The organism is Pedococcus sp. P3_C7, from assembly GCF_056402615.1.
The window spans coordinates 182,898-203,145 of sequence record NZ_JBFUHC010000003.1; the positions used below are offsets into that span (position 1 = coordinate 182,898).

At 69.2% G+C, this 20,248-nt stretch carries 16 protein-coding genes; 9 read left to right on the forward strand and 7 right to left on the reverse strand.

All coding sequences use genetic code 11. From position 1 onward, the window contains the following. Positions 1–14 precede the first annotated feature (14 nt). Positions 15–668, reverse strand: coding sequence for a TetR/AcrR family transcriptional regulator (locus AC1DS4_RS04980; protein ID WP_477615117.1), 654 nt, complete (start codon positions 666–668; stop codon positions 15–17). 59 nt (positions 669–727) lie between these two features. On the opposite strand from AC1DS4_RS04980, the gene AC1DS4_RS04985 reads away from it, so the two are divergent. Genes AC1DS4_RS04985 through AC1DS4_RS04995 form a run of 3 tightly spaced genes read left to right on the forward strand, consistent with a single transcriptional unit; the run spans position 728 to position 2,978 of the window. Then, positions 728–1,615 carry a glutamate-cysteine ligase family protein gene (locus AC1DS4_RS04985; RefSeq protein WP_477632561.1) on the forward strand — a complete coding sequence of 296 codons (888 nt, stop codon included), beginning with the start codon at positions 728–730 and terminating at the stop codon, positions 1,613–1,615. After that, on the forward strand, positions 1,612–2,583 hold the full coding sequence (gene gshB, locus AC1DS4_RS04990) for a glutathione synthase (RefSeq protein WP_477632560.1): 972 nt from the start codon (positions 1,612–1,614) through the stop codon (positions 2,581–2,583). The genes AC1DS4_RS04985 and gshB overlap by 4 nt, the downstream gene beginning before the upstream one ends. Then, the gene (locus tag AC1DS4_RS04995) at positions 2,580–2,978 is read left to right on the forward strand and encodes an MAPEG family protein (protein WP_477632559.1); all 399 of its coding nucleotides are present in this window, start codon (positions 2,580–2,582) and stop codon (positions 2,976–2,978) included. Before gshB ends, AC1DS4_RS04995 begins: the two co-directional genes overlap by 4 nt. Before the next feature lie 33 nt (positions 2,979–3,011). Here AC1DS4_RS04995 and AC1DS4_RS05000 read toward each other — a convergent pair whose 3' ends face one another. From AC1DS4_RS05000 to AC1DS4_RS05020, 5 genes are all read right to left on the reverse strand, one after another. Beyond that, positions 3,012–3,344 (reverse strand): hypothetical protein, encoded by a 333-nt coding sequence (locus AC1DS4_RS05000; RefSeq protein WP_477615113.1) that lies wholly within the window; start codon positions 3,342–3,344, stop codon positions 3,012–3,014. 26 nt (positions 3,345–3,370) lie between these two features. Continuing rightward, the gene (locus AC1DS4_RS05005) at positions 3,371–4,084 is read right to left on the reverse strand and encodes a spermidine synthase (RefSeq protein ID WP_477632558.1); all 714 of its coding nucleotides are present in this window, start codon (positions 4,082–4,084) and stop codon (positions 3,371–3,373) included. A gap of 87 nt (positions 4,085–4,171) precedes the next feature. Further along, a complete protein-coding gene (locus tag AC1DS4_RS05010; protein WP_477632557.1) occupies positions 4,172–4,654 on the reverse strand; it encodes an Hcp family type VI secretion system effector in 483 nt (160 codons plus the stop codon). A gap of 115 nt (positions 4,655–4,769) precedes the next feature. Then, positions 4,770–5,348, reverse strand: coding sequence for a hypothetical protein (locus AC1DS4_RS05015; RefSeq protein WP_477615110.1), 579 nt, complete (start codon positions 5,346–5,348; stop codon positions 4,770–4,772). Positions 5,349–5,490: 142 nt separating this feature from the next. Further along, a complete protein-coding gene (locus AC1DS4_RS05020) occupies positions 5,491–6,696 on the reverse strand; it encodes a thioredoxin domain-containing protein (RefSeq protein ID WP_477632556.1) in 1,206 nt (401 codons plus the stop codon). Between the two features lie 203 nt (positions 6,697–6,899). Here AC1DS4_RS05020 and AC1DS4_RS05025 point away from each other — a divergent pair, with 203 nt between their 5' ends. Beyond that, on the forward strand, positions 6,900–7,508 hold the full coding sequence (locus tag AC1DS4_RS05025) for a hypothetical protein (RefSeq protein WP_477632555.1): 609 nt from the start codon (positions 6,900–6,902) through the stop codon (positions 7,506–7,508). 294 nt (positions 7,509–7,802) lie between these two features. Here the strand turns inward: AC1DS4_RS05025 and glgP are convergent, their stop codons facing one another. Then, positions 7,803–10,382 carry an alpha-glucan family phosphorylase gene (gene glgP / locus AC1DS4_RS05030; RefSeq protein ID WP_477615107.1) on the reverse strand — a complete coding sequence of 860 codons (2,580 nt, stop codon included), beginning with the start codon at positions 10,380–10,382 and terminating at the stop codon, positions 7,803–7,805. A gap of 131 nt (positions 10,383–10,513) precedes the next feature. Between glgP and AC1DS4_RS05035 the strand changes: the two genes are divergently transcribed. Genes AC1DS4_RS05035 through pgm form a run of 5 tightly spaced genes read left to right on the forward strand, consistent with a single transcriptional unit; the run spans position 10,514 to position 20,156 of the window. After that, positions 10,514–12,640, forward strand: a complete 2,127-nt coding sequence (locus AC1DS4_RS05035) for an alpha-1,4-glucan--maltose-1-phosphate maltosyltransferase (RefSeq protein WP_477632554.1) — start codon at positions 10,514–10,516, stop codon at positions 12,638–12,640. Continuing rightward, on the forward strand, positions 12,640–14,349 hold the full coding sequence (treS, locus tag AC1DS4_RS05040) for a maltose alpha-D-glucosyltransferase (RefSeq protein WP_477615105.1): 1,710 nt from the start codon (positions 12,640–12,642) through the stop codon (positions 14,347–14,349). Before AC1DS4_RS05035 ends, treS begins: the two co-directional genes overlap by 1 nt. Continuing rightward, entirely contained in the window at positions 14,342–15,778 is a 1,437-nt protein-coding gene (locus tag AC1DS4_RS05045) for a maltokinase N-terminal cap-like domain-containing protein (protein ID WP_477632553.1), read from the forward strand. Before treS ends, AC1DS4_RS05045 begins: the two co-directional genes overlap by 8 nt. Beyond that, the gene (gene glgB / locus AC1DS4_RS05050) at positions 15,775–18,516 is read left to right on the forward strand and encodes a 1,4-alpha-glucan branching protein GlgB (protein WP_477632552.1); all 2,742 of its coding nucleotides are present in this window, start codon (positions 15,775–15,777) and stop codon (positions 18,514–18,516) included. The genes AC1DS4_RS05045 and glgB overlap by 4 nt, the downstream gene beginning before the upstream one ends. Further along, positions 18,513–20,156: a phosphoglucomutase (alpha-D-glucose-1,6-bisphosphate-dependent) gene (gene pgm, locus AC1DS4_RS05055; RefSeq protein WP_477645999.1), complete on the forward strand. Its 1,644-nt coding sequence runs from the start codon at positions 18,513–18,515 to the stop codon at positions 20,154–20,156. The genes glgB and pgm overlap by 4 nt, the downstream gene beginning before the upstream one ends. The last annotated feature ends 92 nt before the right edge of the window (positions 20,157–20,248 follow it).

A 20,248-nucleotide genomic window follows, 5' to 3' on the forward strand; every position in this document is an offset into this window, starting at 1 on the left:
GTGCATGGCGAAGGTCACGTCTGGCCGTCCCTGAGCAGTTGCTGGGTCGCGGTGGACAGGACCCACTCGTAGTACCTCCGCTGGCTCCACCTCCGCATCCGCCGCAGCGTGCGGAACACCCCGGGAGACGTGAGGGTGTACATGATGTCCGCGGCGTCCGCAGCGCCCAGGCCCGGTCGGAGCTCACCTCGGTCGTGGAACCGCTGCGCCAGCCGGAGGTTGAGCTCGTAGGCGGCCTCGTTGCCGCGGGTGACGGTGCGTGCCAGGCCGGGGTCGACGCCCGGCACGGAGTCGCCCATCAGGATGAGGTCGCCGGCCCGGTTCATCAGGTCGGTCGCGCCCTTGAGGTGAGCGGCCAGCGCCTCGCGCGGGTCGTCGATGGACCGCGCGGCAACCGCTTCGGGCCGGTCGACCGCCCGCACCCGGGACTCGTCACCCATCGTCAGCATGGCGATCGTGTGCCGGAGCAGGCCGAGCTTGGTGCCGAAGCCGTCATAGAGGGTTCGCTCTCCCACACCTGCGCGGTCGGCGACGTCCTTGAGCGTCGTCCCCTGGAACCCGCGCTCGACGAAGAGGTCCAGCGCTGCCTGGCGGATGCGAGCGCGTGTCTCCTCGGCCGCGGCCGTGCGGGCGGGCGAGCGGTAATGCCTCTTGACAGGTTCGGCCACGAGGGCCACTCTAACGGTAATTGACCGCAGTGCAACTGCGATGAAATGGAGAAGGACCGATGAGGGAAGCAGTGATTCGGGCGTTCAGCCCCACTCCCGGGCCGCGACGCATCGGCGTGGAGCTCGAGATGCACGTCCTCGGCACGCCCCGCATCGATGAGCAGCTCGCCGAACGCGGCCACCCGTCATACGAGCCCGGCGGCCAGCTCGAGCTGAGCCTGCCGCCGCAGACCTCCGTCGAGGCGCTGATCCGTGAGGTCGACTGGAGCCTGGGCAGCGTCGCCGACAGCGCCGAGGTCACTGAGGTGGCGCTGACCGGCGTGGACCCCTGGCGCTCCCTGGCGCAGGTTCCCCTCGCCCTGCCGACGCCGCGATACCTGGCGATGCAGGACCTGTTCGACCGCACCGGCGACTCGGGACGGCGGATGATGCGACTGACCGCCTCGTTGCAGGTCTGCGTGGACCTGGTGCCCGGCCCCGCCGGTCGCGAGCAGTGGCTGGTCGCCAACCTCGCCGGGCCGGCCTTGGTGGCGGCCTTCGGCGGCTCGCTCGAGCGCACCCGCATCTGGCAGGGGATCGACCCGGCCAGGACCGGCTACGACGGCCGCCACCTGGACGTGCACGACCACATCGGCGCGTATGCCGCGTTCGCCTGTGCCGCCGAGCGGTTGCCGATCCCGGAGGCAGAGGACGACCAGTACCACCTCGGAACGATCTTCCCGCCGGTTCGCCCCCGCGGCGGGTACCTCGAGCTCCGGTACCTCGACTCCCAGCGACCGACGACCGAGCTGCTGGGCACCATCTGGGCCCTGATGTATGACGAGCGGTTGCGTCGCAACGCGCTCGACCTGCTGCTCCCCACGCTTCCGACGTACTGGGACCAGTGGCAGGCGGCCGACCCGAGCCAGCTCCTGGACCTGGTCGGCGCTGGGGAGGTGGCGGCGTGAGGACCGTGTTCGTGGTCGACCCGCTCCACGGGCTCGACGCCTCCCTCGACACGAGCGTCGGACTGATGCACGCCGCACAGGAGCTCGGCGTGGAGGTGTTTGCCGCCGAGGCACGAGACCTCGAGATCGTCGACGGACGCGCCGTGGCCCGGGCTCGCGCGCTCAAGCTCGCGCCGTCCACCCCAGCGGCCGGGTGCCGCTGGACCGTTCCGGACCCGTGGTACGACGCCGGGCCCGAGGAGCTGGTGCGGTTGGAGGACGTGCGCGCAGTGTTCATGCGCCTGGAACCTCCGGTCGACCTGGACTTCCTCGCCGCGACCTACGTGCTCGACCACGTCGACCTCAGCGGCACGGCGATCGTCAACGCCCCGGGCGGCCTGCGAGCCTGCAGCGAACACCTGCTCGGGCTGTCCTTCCCGGACCTCGTGCCACCGACGGTCGTGACCGCGCACGGCGAGACGATCCGCTCCTTCCTGGCCGAGCACGGGCGCATCGTCGTGAAGCCGGTGGACGGGTTCAGCGGACGCGGTGTCTTCCTGCTGTCGCACCACGATCCCAACCTCGCGTCGATCATCGAGACCTCCACGTCCGGGGGAGCTCGAGCGGTGGTCGCGCAGCCCTACCTGGCGCAGGTCGAGGCCGGAAACAAGCGGATCTACGTGCTGGACGGCGTCGCTGTCGGTGCCAGCATCAGGCATCCGGTGCCGGGTGACTTCAGGATCGTCAGCCCGGACGGGCCGGCCGAGCTCACTCCTCGAGACCTCGAGATCGTCGACCGCCTGGCTCCCACCCTGCGCGCCCACGGCCTGCGTTGCGTCGGCCTCGACGTCATCGGCGACCACCTCATCGAGGTCAACGTCACCTCACCCGGGGCGCTGCGCAAGGCCGACGCCCTGCTGGGCACGACGTACTGCGCCGACCTGGTCTCACACGTCCTCACCCACACCTCATGGAAGGCACCGTCATGACCACAGCCATCGTCTGCTCAGCCATCCTGGCCGCCGCGATCTTCGTCCTCGGCTTCAACGTCTCCCTGAACCGTGGCTACGCAGCCAAGCGCGGCGGCAGCCAGATGCCGACTGATCCTTCAGACCCGCTGCTGATCGCCCAACGGGCGCACGGCAACGCGACCGAGTACGTCCCGACCCTCATCGCCCTCTTCTTGCTGGTGGGATGGCTCTCGCCCGGGCCCTGGGCGTACGGGCTCATCGTCGCCGCCACCGCGTCCCGCCTCCTGCACGCCTACTCGATGCTCAGGTCCACGACCCTGGCGTCGGAGTCCGCGCCACGCATGACGGGCGCGATGGGAACCTACGCGTTCGGGTTGGCCCTCGCGGTGACCGCCGGGGTCGCGGCGTTCTGACCGTCGCGGCGTCCTGACGGTCGCGGCGCCTTCTCAGAGCTGCAGGATCCTCGCCGAGACCTCGTATGCCGCGGCCACACCTTTCGCGTCATGCAGGTCCCCCGGCGCCTCCAGGGCTGCCAGTGCATGCGCGCGCACCGCCGAGCCTGGGTCCGGTGCAACGAGGTCGAGGCACAGTCCAGCGACCACGGCGTCGGCGTCGTGTTCGTCCAGACCATCGAGGGCGAGGCCGTTGTAGAGCAACGTCGCCGCCTCCAGGAACACCTCCCGAGCCATCTCGAGGTCTACCTCCGGCCGTGCCTGTGCGACTGCCTCTGCGGTTGCCAGGAGCTGGTCGAACGGCGGGTCCACCGCGCTGGGCTGCATGGCGCGAGCCTCTCAGGGTGCACTCCTCACGACAACCGAATAAGCCTTCGCGGGCGGACCGCCAGGTACACGGTGTTGGCCGACTCGCCGCCCGTGAGCGGGTTGGGGAACGACACCACATGGGCGTCGGCGCGCTCGAAGGCCTCGCCCATTCGCCGCACCACCTCGGGTTCGGGTGGCTCGTCGGACCACAGCGCGAACGCCCCGTCGTCGGCAAGCATCGCGCCCACCCGCGCGAAGCCCTCGACCGTGTAGAGGTCACCATGGTCGTCGCGCAACAGCCAGTCGGGGGCGTGGTCGATGTCTACGAGCACCGCGTCATAGGTGCGGTCGGCGCGGCCGGAACGCACCACGTCGAAGAAGTCGTCGGGCACCAGGCGTACGCGCGGATCGGCGGCCAGTCCGTGGGTGTCGGGCAGCAGGTCGCGCTCGTGCCACGAGATGACCATGGGAAGGGCCTCGACCACGGTCAGCTCGGCGAGCCGGTCGTCCTCGAGAGCGGCCACCGCGGTGTAGCCGAGCCCGAGCCCGCCCACCAGGACTGTCAGTGACGCGCCTGTCACGGCCGCGAGGCCGATCCGCGCCAGCTCCTGCTCGCCCGCGGTGAACTGGCTGGACATGAGGAAGTCGTCCCCCAGCTTGACCTCGTACACGTCCCGCTCCGTCACGCGGTCCCAGCGCTGGCGAAGGCTGATCTCACCCCAAGGGGTGTCGCCCCAGTCGAGCTCCTGGATCCTCACCCACCGAGACTAGTGCCGGGGTGGGCGTGCGGCAGTTGTCGGACCACGCGAGGGGAGGTGGGGCAGGACCAGGCGGTGGCGCCCTGGCTAGCCCGCCTTGTTCGTCTTGAGGTCGTACGTGAAGTGGATCCCAGCCTCCAGCGAGCCATCCGCCTTCTGCGGCTTGTACTCCAGGTCGACCTTTGCGAACGACATCCCGACGCTCTCCATCGTGGCGTCCCCTTCGGCACTGACGCTCGTGGAGACGCTCGTCACGAGGAGGTCTGTCAGCGTGATGACGAGGTACTCCTGCTGGCCCTTGCCGGCCTTGCGCACCGTGATCGTCGCGTCCTTGACGTGCTCACCCGTGGCGCACGCCTTCATCAGGAGCGGAGAGGCCTTGTCGACGTGGTGGGTGAAGGTGAGGTCCTGGAAGCTCGCCTTGCCTGCCCCGCCCCCTCCCCCGTGACCGGCGGTGCCGGACTGGGACACCCCCCACGACCACGACAGGACCTCGATCTCGTCCTTGTGCTTGGCATCGCGGGACTCACCCTTGATCGTGCCGATCCTGGCGAAGATCGAGCTGGCCATCACACCGTCTCCTTGGCTGGGCTCACGGACTACCCCAAGGTCGACCTGTCGGTGTTCGCTGTCAACCTCGGCGGGCAGCGTGACGCGGGCCCGGTCCTCGCTCCCTCCGGCCCTTTCAGTGCCCGGCGGGGCAGGTCTGGTCCAGCCACGTCAGGACCTCTGGCGCGGGGGGAGGCAGCTGGTCCAGCGGCTCCGCGCCGTCGAGAGTCCGCAGCTGCGCCACCAGTGCGAGGGCGTGATCAACCGGGCGGTTGGGGACGTCCTGATCGGCGTCGTCGACGATCTTGAGCTGCAGTCGCCCGGAGAACAGGGTGAGCTGGCCGTCGAGCACCACGGTCGGCACCGACAGCCGGGGCTCGAGCCGCGCACAGGGAAAGCCGGCCGGCAACCGCTCCCAATCCTGGGTGCTGACAAAAGCCGGGGGCACGCAGTAGCCCTCGCGCCCCGGGTCGCAGGGGCCGTAGTGGGCCTCAATATTGATCAGCGGTCCCTGGTTGTCGATCTTGACGATCCCGTCGAACCCGTAGCCCGCGGCCTTGGGCCCCAGGTAGTACGCGATCCGCCCCTCAGCGGCCAGTTCTGTGGCAAACCGGGACAACTGATCCGGAGGCGCGCCTGTCACCACATCCCCATCCACCCGGGATTCCTCGGCGGAAGGCGCCGTGCCACACGCACACAGGACCAGCGTCAGCACACCAATGACCGCAGGTGAGCCGTATCGCCAGGAGGGCCGGCGGGCACGGAGGCGTGCGACTGGCGTGCGAAGCATGGTGGCTCCCAGTGGTCGTTCAGATCTGTGGCGGGTGGGCGGGCGCTGGCCGTCGGGTCAGGCTTCTTCACCCGATGGAGGCGAGTGCCTGCCTCAGCTGCGCTGGGGTCGGTGCCGAGTTGTAGCTGACCTTCACGGCCCCGTCCTTTCCGACGAAGGCCATGGTCAGCTGCTTGGTCAGGCCAAGGGCGTTCCGCAGCGTGGGTGTGGGGTCGTTGGCGATCGGCAGCGTGACGCCCGGTGGGACCAGCGGGAGCCCTGGCTTGCCCCTCTCGCCCACCTGGACCGCGAGCACGGGAGGCGTCGTGCCGTTTGTTGTCATCTGTTGGAGGGTCTTGAGGGCGGACAGGCAGCCGGCGCAGGAGTCGGGCGAGTCCCAGTAGGTGTCTGAGTTGAAGAATGCGAGGACGTACGAGTGTCCGGCGTAGGTGGCCGAGGTCGCCCTTCCGGTGGTCAGCATCGCGAGGTTGAACGGCGGCACCTGCACAGTGCCCCCGGACGATGGTTTGCGCGCAGCGATGACCGTGGCACGTGAACCGGCCGGAGGAGTCGTGGAGAAGGTTGCCTTGTCCGGGCTCGGACGCTGCGTGAAGGTTGCTGCGTGCAGGCCCCCCGTCTCCAGCAGGACTCCCGTGTCCTTGTCGAACCAGTAGTCGGCGCTGGAACCGTCTTGCTGCTCAGTGGCGACCGTTGCGCACCGGTACCCGGCCGCGTCTCGCTTCAGGATGACTCGACCCCGACCAAGGGCGTGGCAGGTGGTACCCGTCGTCGGTCCCATCAGCTCCCGGGACAACAGACCCAAGCCAATCCATGCATCGGGGTGTTCGTTCACTGCCTCGTAGAGGACGTACTGCGGGCCCCCCATCGAGTCGAAGGTGAGCAGCCTCGTCCCGTCCCAGGTCTGCCTGACGACCTCCTCAGGGTCCTTGGCATTCGGGTCGTTGAACAAGGAGATGGTCACGGACGCCCCAAGCCCGGAGGCAGCGATGACCGTCATCTCGACTCGTCCCGAGGACTCACCGCCCTCGCCTCCTGCGTCCTGCACGAAGGTGACCTCGGCGACCGGCGTCGAAGGGGCCTTGGTGGCAGTGGTGGGCGCCTCGGCCCTCGCGGTAGCGCTCTTGGCGACCGGCGCGTTGGCGTCTGACCCTCCGCAGGCCGTCATGGTCGTCCCGATGAGGGCCAGCGTGAACGCCCCGCTGGCCAACCTCGCCCCTCGCCGCGCCCACAGGGTGGCGCTCGGTGGCGTTTCGTCGCGTGGTGTGGGAAGCATCTCGTCGCCTTTCATGGCCGGTGCGCTGCTTCAACGGTCCCGCCAGCAGCCGTTCCCGTCGTCCTCCTCAGGGACCGCCTTTCGTCAGTTGTGGGGCCACAGCTGTGGACCCCAGGGCGACCCCTGCGCCGCGGGGGCAGATGGGCGACGATTGGCCAATGGACCACGGCGACCGTGATATCCGAGTCGTGAGGCTTCTGGGCGTGGGGTTTGCACTCCTCTTCACCGCATCGGCGACCGCCTTGCTCGGGGACGTGGTTGGCGCGTTCGCGGATGCCGCTTCGTCGTTCACCTACTTCGACAGTTCGGTCGAACGGCTACGGCATGCTGCGGGCGGATACCTGCTGACACTCTCGGGCCTTCTCTTCATCGCCTTCGTCGTACGCATGACGCAGTCCCTCGACGCTCCTGGCTCCCCCAGCACCGAGAGCCTCGTGGCGCGCCTGGCTGCAACAGCCTTCGCAGCGCTCGCCGGTGTGGCTGCCGCGGCGTTCGCGACGGTCTCGCTCAGCGTCGAGTTCGGTCGACTCACCGGCGACCCGGGCATCGAACAGGGACGGGAGCTCCTACCCCAGCTGGGATATGTCGTGATGTTCGTCCCGGCGGCGCTCTGCGCGGGGGTCACCGTCCTCCTGCTCGCTCGACGTTCGGCGCGGACGAGGCAGCTGCCTCGATGGATGTGCGCTGCCGGGTACCTCGTCGCGACGGCGCAGCTCTTCAGTCTCTACACGGTGCCCCTGCTCCTCGTACCGCTGTGCGTGCTGGCCGCGGGCATGAGCCTTCGCCATTCGTCCGCGGGGACGCAGCGCTGACCGTCCTCGACCTCACGTGCAGCCGCAGGCTGCATGCGTGGGAGTGACATCGGCGCCCCCGATCGTCAGGGAGCTCGCTCCCGCGGGCGTGCCAGCGGGCCCGCCGAGGTGCGGCGGGCTGTGGGGCGGGGTCATGGTCGCCAGGGTGGGGATGGCTTTGACCTTGGGGCTGTGGTCTCGAGCTGATCCCAGACGTTGTCCGCAGGGGCCAGGCATGGGTATGCCGCGTGCGGACGTCCGCACGCGGCATACCTTGCTGCTGTTTGCCTGGCCGTTGACGACCTCAGGCGCGCCTCAGGCGTTGGCGACGAGACCGAGCTCGCTGGTGCTGGCCAGGCCCGAGTGCTTGGGGAGCACTCGGACGGTGTAGCCAAACGAGCCGGTGCGAGCCAGCGCGAGGTCGCCCGCGAACTGGTGACGGCCACCTTCGTAGGACTCGACGAGGACCAGCGACTGGGTGTCGACGTCACTCAGGTCGTCGCTGTCGTGGGCGTTGCCGTGCACGACCTGCACATCGACCTCGTCCGGCGTCAGGACGCCGAGCGAGACATAGGCGCGCACGTGGAGGGTCTCGCCGATCTGCGGGCTGTCCGAGACACCCGAGGACTCGACGTGGTCGACGTGGACGGTCGGCCAGGCCGCCTTGACCTTGGCCTTGTAGGCCGCCAGGTCGCGGGCACCGACGAAGGTCTTGCCGTTGAGCGACCACCCGGCTCGGGCGGCGGGCCCGTAGAGCTGCGTCGTGTAGTCGCGCACCATGCGGCTGGCCAGGACCTTGGGCCCGAGGGTCGACAGCGTGTGGGTGATCATCGAGATCCAGTTCTGCGGCAGGCCCTCGGCGTCGACGTCGTAGAACCTCGGGGCGACCGAGTTCTCGATCAGGTCGTAGAGCGCGGACGCCTCGATGTCGTCGCGGCGCTCGGGGTCGTCGACACCGTCAGCGGTCGGGATGGCCCAGCCGTTCTCGCCGTCGAACCACTCGTCCCACCAGCCGTCCAGAATGGACAGGTTGAGGCCACCGTTGAGGGCGGCCTTCATGCCCGAGGTGCCGCACGCCTCGAACGGGCGCAGCGGGTTGTTGAGCCAGACGTCGCAACCCGGGTAGAGGTACTGCGCCATGGCGATGTCGTAGTTCGGGAGGAACACGATGCGGTGGCGGATCTCCGGGTCGTCGGCGAAGCGCACCATCTGCTGGATGAGCTGCTTGCCGGTCTCGTCGGCGGGGTGGGACTTGCCGGCGATGACGAGCTGGATCGGGCGCTTGGGGTCCAGCAGCAGTCGCTTGAGGCGCGCGGGGTCGCGCAGCATCAGGGTGAGCCGCTTGTAGGTCGGCACGCGGCGGGCGAACCCGATCGTCAGCACGTCGGGGTCGAGGATGTCGTCGACCCAGCCGAGCTCGGCCGGGCTGGCGCCACGCTTGGTCCACGACGACTTGGTGCGGCGACGCGCCTCGACGACGAGCTGCTCGCGCATGTCGCGCTTGGTCGCCCAGATGGCGTCACGCGGGACGTCACCGATGCGATCCCAGGCGTTGTCGCGCTCGATGTCGGTGGTGCCGAGGTGCTTCGCGGCGACCTCGTAGACCTTGCGGTCCACCCAGGTGCCGGCGTGGACGCCGTTGGTGACACTGGAGATCGGGACCTCGTCGTCGTCGAAGCCCGGCCACAGCCCGTCGAACATCTCGCGGCTGACGACACCGTGCAGCTGGGACACACCGTTGGCGCGCTGGCCGAGGCGTAGGCCCATGACGGCCATGTTGAACATGCCGGGCTGACCACCCGGGTAGTCCTCCGCACCCAGGGTCAGCAGCCGCTCCACGGGCACGCCCTCGACGGCGCGGTCGCCACCGAAGTGACGCGTGATGAGCTCGGCGTCGAACCGGTCGATGCCGGCGGGGACCGGGGTGTGGGTCGTGAACACGGTTGCCGCGCGGACGGCCTCGAGGGCCTCGTCGAAGGTGAGCCCGGCCGACTGAGTCAGCTCGTGGATGCGCTCGACGCCGAGGAACCCGGCGTGCCCCTCGTTGGTGTGGTAGACGTCCGGCACCGGCGCTCCGGTCAGTCGCGACCACAGCCGAAGGGCACGGACGCCACCGATGCCGAGCAGCATCTCCTGCTGGAGTCGCTGCTCGCCGCCGCCACCGTAGAGGCGGTTGGTGATGTTGCGCGCAGCGTCGTCGTTCTCAGGGACGTCCGAGTCGAGCAGCAGCAGCGGGACGCGTCCGACCTGGGCGCGCCAGACGTGGGCGTGCAGCTCGCGACCACCGGGCAGGTCGAGGGTGATGACGCAGGGGGTGTCGTCGTCCTCGCGCAGGAGGCTCAGGGGCAGCTCGTCGGGGTCCAGGACCGGGTAGGTCTCCTGCTGCCAGCCGTCGCGGTTGAGGCTCTGCTTGAAGTAGCCGGTCTTGTAGAAGAGACCGACACCGACGATCGGGACACCGAGGTCGGAGGCCGTCTTCAGGTGGTCGCCCGCGAGGATGCCCAAGCCACCCGAGTACTGCGGCAGCACCTCGGTGATGCCGAACTCGGGGCTGAAGTAGCCGATCGCCTTGGGGGCTCCACCCTCGACCTCGCCCGCCCACGCCTGGAACCAGCGCGGCTCCGTCAGGTAGGTGTCGAGGTCTGCCTTGGCTGCCGAGACGGCCGCGACGAAGTCGGTGTCGCCCGCGAGGTCGGTGAGCTCCTGCGGGGACAGGGCCGAGAGCAGCCGAACCGGATCCTTGCGGACCTTGTTCCAGCGCTCAGGGTCGATGCGCTGGAACAGGTCTCGGGTGGGTGGGTGCCAGCACCACCGCAGGTTGCTGGCCAGATCGCCGAGAGCGGCAATGGGCGCGGGCAGAACTGTACGGACGCTGAAGCGTCGGATCGCCTTCACGTGGGGCATCCTAAGCCCTCCAGCCCAATCCCAATGACGCGTTCTTGCAGAACTTTCAAAAAGTTTCAGCAACCGGGCCATCTGGGATCTGGGGAGGTGCGCGGGGCCCCAGACCGAGTAGCGTCGGGCGCGTGACAGCGACGCCACGTGCAACCAGACCTGACACTCCCGCCGCATCCCCCGCCAAGGGCACCAGCAAACGGCAACCGGGCGCGAGCACTCCCACGACAGCCTCAGCCCAGGCGCCGACCACGACTCCCCCACAGACTCCCATCGGCCGCATCCCGGTCCAGGACGTCAGCCCCGTCGTCGACGGCGGCGCCCGCCCGGCCAAGGCCGTCGTGGGCGAGCAGTTCACGATCGGCGCCACCGTCTTCCGCGAGGGACACGACGCGGTCAACGCCTCCGTCGTCCTCGTCGCGCCCGACGGCTCAGAGCGCGTCACCGCGATGACCTCGACCAACCCCGGCCTCAACACCTGGGCTGCCGTCGTCGAGCCCGACACCGAGGGCTGGTGGACCTACCGCGTCGAGGGCTGGTCCGACCCCTACGGCACCTGGGACCACGATGCGTCGATCAAGGTCGCCGCCGAGATCGACACCGAGCTGATGCTCGAAGAAGGCGCCCGCACCCTCGAACGGGCCCTGTCCGAGGTCACGCGCACCAAGGAGCAGCAGGCCGTCCTCAAGGACGCGGTCACTGCCCTGCGCGACACCCGCCGCCCGCCCCTGGCCCGGCTGCACGCCGGCACCGACCCCTCGGTGCGCGCCGAGCTGGCCGCCCGCCCGCTGCGGGACTACGTGAGCCCGTCCACGGCATACCCGTTGCTCGTGGAGCGTGAGAGAGCCCTGTATGGCGCGTGGTACGAGATCTTCCCGCGGTCGGAAGGTGCCGTGCAGGACCCGGCGACCGGAAAGTGGAAGTCCGGCACCCTGCGCACGGCGGCCGAGCGGCTGCCCGCGATCGCTCGGATGGGCTTCGACGTTGTCTACCTCACGCCGATCCACCCGATCGGCACGACGGCGCGCAAGGGTCCGAACAACACCCTCGGCGCCGGCCCCGACGACCCGGGCAGTCCCTATGCCATCGGCTCCCCCGACGGCGGACACGATGCGATCCACCCCGACCTCGGGACATTCGCCGACTTCGACTACTTCGTGGCGCAGACGCACGAGCACGGCATGGAGGTGGCGATGGACATCGCGCTCCAGTGCTCCCCCGACCACCCGTACGTGAAGTCTCACCCGGAGTGGTTCACCACCCGGGCCGACGGCACCATCGCGTACGCCGAGAACCCGCCCAAGAAGTACCAGGACATCTACCCGCTCAACTTCGACAACGACCCGGTCGGGTCGTACGCCGAGATGCGCCGCATGGTCCAGGTGTGGATCGACCACGGGGTCAAGATCTTCCGGGTCGACAACCCGCACACCAAGCCGGTCGAGTTCTGGCAGTGGATCATCGCCGACGTGGGCCGCGACCACCCCGACGTGATCTGGCTGGCCGAGGCGTTCACCAAGCCCGCGATGATGCACTCGCTCGGCAAGGTCGGTTTCCAGCAGTCCTACACGTACTACACCTGGCGCAACCAGCGGTGGGAGCTCGAGGAGTACGTCAAGGAGCTCGCCGGCGACGCCGCGGCCTACATGCGGCCGTCGTTCTGGCCCACGACGCACGACATCCTCACGCCCTACATGCAGTTCGGCGGCCCCTCGGCCTGGAAGCTGCGCGCGGCCCTGGCCGCGACCCTGGTCCCCACCTACGGGATCTACGCCGGCTACGAGCTCATCGAGCACGTCGCCCGTCCCGGTGCAGAGGAGCAGATCGACAACGAGAAGTACCAGTACAAGAACCGGCACTGGGAGGACTACGAGCCCGGTGGGGCCAAGGAGGGGCAGTCCCTCGCGGGCTACCTGACGATGCTCAACCAGATCCGGCGCGAGCACCCGGCGCTGCACTGGCTGCGCAACATCACCTTCCACCACGTCGACGACGAGAACATCATGGCGTTCTCCAAGCGGAGGATCCTGCCCGACGGCACGGACGACACCATCGTGGTGGTCGCCAACCTCGACCCGCACAGCACGCGCGAGTCGGCCATGCATCTGGACATGCCCGCGCTCGGCCTCGACTACCACGACGGGATCGCAGCCCAGGACCTGGTGACCGGGGCGTCGTGGCACTGGGGGGAGCACGTCTACGTCAGACTCGGTCCCGAGACCGAGCCCGTCCACATCGTCGCAATCCGGAGGTTCTGATGCAGGGTCTCAACCTCGCCCAACCCGGTCTGAAGAACGACCCCGAGTGGTTCAAGACCGCGGTCTTCTACGAAGTCCTCGTCCGCGGTTTCGGGGACTCCAAGGGCTCGGGCTCCGGCGACTTCACCGGACTGATGGGCCGCCTCGACTACCTCGCCTGGCTGGGCGTCGACTGCCTGTGGCTGCCGCCCTTCTACGCCTCGCCCCTTCGTGACGGCGGCTACGACATCGCCGACTACACCGCCGTCCTCCCCGAGTTCGGCACGCTGCCTGACTTCCAGGAGCTCGTCTCCCAGGCCCATGCCCGGGGGATCAGGGTCATCACGGACTTCGTCATGAACCACACGAGCGACCAGCACCCCTGGTTCCAGGCGTCCCGGTCCGACCCCGAGGGTCCCTTCGGCGACTTCTACGTGTGGTCCGACACCGACGAGCCCTACTCGGACGCGCGCATCATCTTCATCGACACCGAGGTGTCGAACTGGACGTTCGACCCGGTGCGCCGGCAGTTCTTCTGGCACCGGTTCTTCGGCCACCAGCCCGACCTCAACTTCGAGAACCCCGCCGTCCACGAGGCGATGTTCGACGTCGTGCGGTTCTGGATGGACATGGGCATCGACGGCTTCCGCCTCGACGCGGTCCCCTACCTCTACGAGGAGGAGGGCCACAACTGCGAGAACCACCCGAAGACCCACGAGTTCCTCGCCAAGCTCCGCAAGATGGTCGACACGGAGTACCCCGGTCGGATCCTGCTCGCCGAGGCCAACCAGCCCCCGGCCGACGTGGTCGACTACTTCGGCACCGAGGAGGAGCCGGAGTGCCAGATGTGCTTCCACTTCCCCGTCATGCCGATGCTCTACTACTCGCTGCGTGAGGAGAAGGCCGCCCCGATCATCGACGTGCTGGCCGACACCCCCGAGATCCCGCCCGGCACCCAGTGGGGCACGTTCCTGCGCAACCACGACGAGCTCACCCTCGAGATGGTGACCCCGGAGCAGCGCGCCGCGATGTACGGCTGGTACGCACCCGACCCCCGGATGCGCGCGAACGTCGGCATCCGGCGTCGGCTGTCCCCCCTGCTCGACAACAGCAGGGCCGAGATCGAGCTCATCCACGCGCTGCTGCTGTCCCTGCCGGGTTCGCCGTGCCTCTACTACGGCGACGAGATCGGCATGGGCGACAACATCTGGCTCAACGACCGTGATGCCGTCCGCACGCCGATGCAGTGGACGCCCGACCGCAACTCCGGATTCTCCTCGGCCGATCCCGGCAAGCTCTACCTGCCGGTCGTGTCGTCGCTCGTCTACCACTACAACAACGTGAACGTCGAGGCCCAGATGGCCAGCAGCTCCTCGCTGCTGCACTGGGTGCGCGCCATGCTCGAGATCCGCAAGCGTCACCCCGTGTTCGGTCGAGGCGACTTCGAGGTCTGCCCGTCCGACAACGACGGCGTGCTGTCGTTCCTGCGCGTCGAGTGGGACCACGTGGACGGAACCGACTCCGAGGCCGTGCTCTGCGTCAACAACCTCTCGAGCCGGCCCCAGGCGACGACGATCCGGGTGCCCGACGAGTTCAAGGGCGCACACCTCGCTGATCTGTTTGGCGGGCAAGGCTTTCCGAAGATCACCGACGACGGCACCATCACCCTGACCCTTGGTTCCCGTGACTTCTTCTGGCTCCGCCTGGTGCCAGGTGCAGCGCATGGCTGAGATCCACGACGCAACCCTCTCCCCGACCAAGATCGAGCTGGTCGGTCCGTGGATGGCGCGCCAGCGCTGGTATGCCGCGAAGGGTCGGCTGCCGGTGCTGCGCAAGGTCTGGTCGTGGCGGCTCGACGACCCCGCAGGCGCAGTGGGCATCGAGACGTTGCTCCTCGTCGACGAGGGCGGGTCCACGCCGGTGCTCTACCAGGTGCCACTCACCTACCGCGGCGCCCCGCTCGAGGGCGGCCAGCACGCGTTGGTCGGCACGTTGGAACACAGCGTCCTCGGCACCCGCTGGGTCTACGACGGCACCCACGACCCCGTGTACGCCGCCCAGCTGCTCGCCCTGATCCTCGAACAGGCCGCGCCGCAGGCGGGGGGCGTCTCCGACACCCCCGAGCCGGCCGTGGTGTCGAGGCGTCACCCGTCCTGGACGTCCGAGACCGTGCTCACGTCGTCAAAGGTGCTGTCCGGTGAACAGTCGAACACCTCCATCGTGTTCGACTGCGCGGACGCTGACGGAACGCCGAAGCCGTTGATCTGCAAGGTGTTCCGCATGTTGCATGCCGGGGAGAACCCCGACGTCACCGTGCAGGGCGCGCTCTCCGAGGCCGGCTCGACGAGGGTCCCCACCATGGTCGGCACGGTCAGCGCCACCTGGCCGGGGGTCAACGAAGGCGACGAGCCGGCATACGGACACCTGGCGTTTGCGCAGGAGTTCTTCCCGGGCACGGAGGATGCCTGGCGCGTCGCGCTGAGGGCGGTGGCCGCCCACGAGGACTTCACCGAGGCGGCCCACCAGCTCGGTGCCGCCACCGCGGAGGTGCACGCCCGCCTCGCCGAGGTGCTCCCGACCGAACCCGTGACCCCCGAGGCGATCGCCGCGGTCGCAGCCGGCATGCGCGGACGCTACATCGCGGCAGCCTCCGAGGTCCCGGCGCTGGCCGCCCACGAGCACCGCATCGCAGACGTCTTCGACCGGGCCGTCAACGCGAGCTGGCCTGCGCTGCAACGCATCCACGGCGACTACCACCTCGGGCAGGTGCTCAAGGTGGCCGAGCGCGGCTGGGTGCTCCTCGACTTCGAGGGCGAGCCCCTGCGGCCCCTGGCCGAGCGCAGCCTGCCCGACCTCGCCGTGCGCGACATCGCCGGCATGCTTCGCTCGTTCGACTACGCGGCTGGCTCGTGGGAGCAGTCCCACCCCGCCGGCAGCGCCCGCGACTGGGCGGCCAGCGCCCAGCAAGCCTTCCTCGACGGGTATGCCGCGCAGTGCGGTCGCGATCCCCGCGAGGACGCGGCGCTGCTCATCGCGTTCCAGCTGGACAAAGCCCTCTACGAGGTCGTCTACGAGGCCAGGAACAGGCCCACCTGGCTGACCATCCCCACGGCTGCCGTGGTCCGACTGCTCGACGACGCGAGAAAGGACCTGACATGAGTCCACGGTTCGGCAAGAAGAAGCAGAAGTCCGGCTCCACCGACGAGGTGACTACGGAGGAGGCGTCGCAGGAGTCGACGACGACCGAGGAGTCCGTCGCCCCCGAGCCCACGACGACCGAGGAGTCCCTCGCCCACGAGTCCTCGGACGAGGCGCAGGGCCCTGACGCCGCGGATACCCCGGCCGAAGCCGGGTCGGCCGCGGCCGAGGAGCCCACCCGCACGTGGTTCGGCCTGCCCGACCCCGCCGAGGCGATTGCTGCCGAGACGCCCGCCGCGGCGACCCCGCCCGCGGAGGCCGCCGCCTCGGGCGCCCCCTCGGCCGAAGGCCCCACGGTCGATGAGCCTGATGCCCATGAGCCTGCTGCCGATGAGCCTGCTGGCGAGGTGCCTGCTGGCGATGAGCCTGCTGCCGGTATGCCTGCCGTCGAGGTGCCTGCTGGCCCACCGGCCGAGACGCCGACCAGCCGCTCGGCTGCCCGCCGCTCCGCCTCGCGCCAGGCCGTCGAGCCGCCCGTCGAGCGCGAACCCGAGCCGGTGCCCGTCCCCACGACACCCGCCGAAGCGATCAGGGCACTGGCCGACGGGCGGCACCAGCAGCCGCACGACCTGCTCGGCCACCACCTGGAGGACGACGGGCTGCTCGTGCGTGCCTACAAGCCGTTCGCCTCCGTGGTCGCCGTGCGTTTCCAGGACGGCGAACGGATCGAGCTCGCCCACGAGTCCGACGGGGTGTGGGGCGGCATCCGCCCCGGAGCCACCGAGACCCAGGACTACCGCCTGATCGTGGCCTACGGCGACGGCATCGAGCACGAGATGGACGACCCCTACCGGTTCGCCCCCACGCTCGGGCCGATCGACCTCCACCTCATCGGTGAGGGCCGGCACGAGCAGCTGTGGACCGTGCTCGGCGCCCACGTGCGCGAGTACCCGGGCCCCATGGGCACCGTGGTCGGCACCTCGTTCGCCGTGTGGGCTCCACGCGCCCAGGCCGTGCACGTCGCCGGCGACTTCAACGGCTGGGACACGCGCAGCCACTCGATGCGGCTGCTCGGCGAGTCCGGGGTGTGGGAGCTGTTCATCCCCGGTGTCGGCGACGGCACCCTCTACAAGTTCCTGGTGCGCGGCGCCGACGGCAAGGTCCGCGAGAAGGCCGACCCGATGGCCCGCGCCACGGAGCCGCCGCCTGGTCGGGCCTCGTCGGTCGTGCAGTCCCGCTACAGCTGGAGCGACGACGAGTGGATGACGCAGCGCGCCGAGAACGACGTCCACACCGCGCCCATGAGCGTCTATGAGGTGCACCTCGGGTCGTGGCGCAGCAACCACGGCTACGTCGCCCTCGCGGAGCACCTGGTCAACTACGTCGCTGACCTTGGCTTCACGCACGTCGAGTTCATGCCTGTGATGGAGCACCCCTACCCGCCGTCGTGGGGCTACCACGTGACGAGCTACTACGCCCCGAGCGCGCGGTTCGGCCGACCGGACGAGTTCCGTTACCTCGTCGACCGGCTGCACCAGGCTGGGATCGGCGTCATCCTCGACTGGGTGCCCGGGCACTTCGCCACCGACCCGTGGGCGCTGGCCCGGTTCGACGGGCTGCCGCTCTACGAGCACCCGGATCCGCGCAAGGGCTGGCACACGGAGTGGGGTTCCTACATCTTCGACTTCGGCCGGATGCAGGTGCGCAACTTCCTCGTGGCCAACGCGGTCTACTGGATGGAGGAGTTCCACGTCGACGGTCTGCGGGTCGACGGCGTCGCCTCGATGCTCTACCTCGACTACGCCCGCAAGGACGGCGAGTGGGTCCCCAACATCCACGGGGGACGCGAGAACCTCGAGGCGGTCGACCTGCTCCAGGAGGCCAACGCCACGGCATACAAGCGCGTGCCGGGGATCGTGATGATCGCCGAGGAGTCCACCTCCTGGCCGGGCGTCACCAAGCCCACCAGCACGGGCGGACTCGGGTTCGGGCTGAAGTGGAACATGGGCTGGATGAACGACTCCTTGAAGTACCTCAAGGAGGACCCGATCCACCGGCAGTACCACCACCACCTGCTGACCTTCTCCCTCATGTACGCGTTCAGCGAGAACTACCTCCTCCCGATCAGCCACGACGAGGTCGTCCACGGCAAGGGCTCCCTGCTCCGCAAGGTCCCGGGCAGTCGCTACGACCAGCTGGCAACGGTGCGGGCCTTCCTCGCCTACATCTGGAGCCACCCGGGCAAGCAGCTGCTCTTCATGGGCACCGAGTTCGCCCAGGAGGCCGAGTGGGCCGACGGCCGGCAGCTCGACTGGTGGCTGCTCGACCACGCGGCGCACTACCGCGTGCACAACCTGGTCAAGGAGCTCAACCGCGTCTACCGCGACAACGAGGCCCTGTGGGCGCTGGACTCCGACCCCGCCGGTTTCGAGTGGCTCAACGCGGATGACAACGCCTGGAACACGTACTCCTACCTGCGATTCGGCACCCAGGACCGTCAGGGGGCCGTCGTCGCGGTCGCGGTGAACTTCGGTGGCCTGCCGAGGGACCCGCTGCGGATCGGCGTCCCGCGGGCCGGTGACTGGAAGGTCATCCTCGACACGAGCGGCTACGACGAGTTCGGCACGCCGAGCCAGGCAGAGGTCGTCGTGACGGCACAGGAGCACGGCGCCAACGGCCAGCCCTACTCCGTCGAGGTCAGGGTCGCATCCCTCTCGGCGGTGTACCTGGCCCCGGTCGACACGGCGGCAGACCGATGAACCACCCGCGCGCAGGTCAGCCGGCCCAGCCCTCCGACCTCGTCGACGTCGCCCATCTCGTCACGGCCTACTACACCCTGGTGCCCGACCCGGAGGACATCGACCAGCAGGTCGCCTTCGGCACGTCGGGCCACCGTGGGTCGAGCCTGAAGACGGCGTTCAACGAGGCGCACATCCTCGCCACGACCCAGGCCATCTGCGACTACCGCAAGTCCCAGGGCTACGACGGCCCGCTGTTCATCGGGCGCGACACCCACGGCCTCTCGGAGCCCGCCTGGGCATCGGCCCTCGAGGTGCTGGCGGCCAACGACGTGATCGTCCTGGTTGACGACCGAGACGGCTACACCCCGACCCCGGCCGTCAGCCATGCCATCATCCGCGCCAACGAGGGCCGCACGAGCGGCGCCGTCCTGGCCGACGGCATCGTGGTCACCCCCTCCCACAACCCGCCGGCCGACGGAGGGTTCAAGTACAACCCGCCCCACGGCGGCCCTGCCGACAGCGACGCCACCAAGGTGATCGCGGCGCGTGCCAACGAGCTGATCGCCGGCGGCCTCGAGGATGTCCGTCGCATCCCGTTCAGCAGGGCCCGTGCCCATGCCCAGCCCTACGACTTCCTGGGCAGCTACGTCGACGACCTGCCGAACGTGATTGACCTCCCACGGATCAAGGACGCCGGCGTACGCATCGGCGCTGACCCGCTCGGCGGCGCGGCGGTGCACTACTGGGGTGAGATCGCGGAGCGCCACGGACTCAACCTCACCGTGGTGAACCCCCTGGTCGACCCGACGTGGCGCTTCATGACCCTGGACTGGGACGGCAAGATCCGGATGGACTGCTCCTCCCCCTACGCCATGGCCTCGCTGATCTCGCGCAAGGACGACTACGACATCGCCACGGGCAACGACGCCGACTCCGACCGGCACGGCATCGTCACCCCCGACGGCGGGCTGATGAACCCCAACCACTTCCTCGCCGTCGCGATCCAGTACCTCTTCGGGGGTGCGCGCCCCGACTGGCCGGCCGACGCGGCCATCGGCAAGACCCTGGTGTCGTCCTCGATGATCGACCGGGTGGCCGCCGACGKCGGCGGGCGGCTCGTCGAGGTGCCGGTGGGCTTCAAGTGGTTCGTGCCCGGCCTCATCGACGGAAGCTTCGGCTTCGGCGGTGAGGAGTCCGCGGGAGCGTCCTTCCTGCGCCGGGACGGCAAGGCCTGGACCACCGACAAGGACGGCATCATCCTGGCGCTGCTCGCCTCCGAGATCCTCGCCGTGACCGGCCAGAGCCCCAGCCAGCACTACCGCGAGCTGACCGCGAAGCACGGTGACCCGGCATACGCACGGATCGATGCTGCTGCAACGCGTGAACAGAAGGCCAAGCTCGCGGCCCTCTCGCCCGGCGACGTGGCTGCGGACTCCCTTGCGGGGGAACCGATCACGGCCAAGCTGACGCAGGCACCCGGCAACGACGCGGCCATCGGTGGCCTCAAGGTCACGACGGAGAGCGCCTGGTTCGCGGCGCGCCCATCAGGGACCGAGGACGTCTACAAGATCTATGCCGAGTCGTTCAAGGGCGCCGACCACCTGGCCCAGGTGCAGGCCGAGGCCAAGGAAGTCGTCGGCGCGGCCCTCGGTGCCTGACCGAAAGGTGAGGGCAGGCTGAGAACGATCGCCCTCCCACAGCCCATCCCACCTGGTCGCTGTCCGCTGGTTCGCTGTGAGTTCCTGTGCCG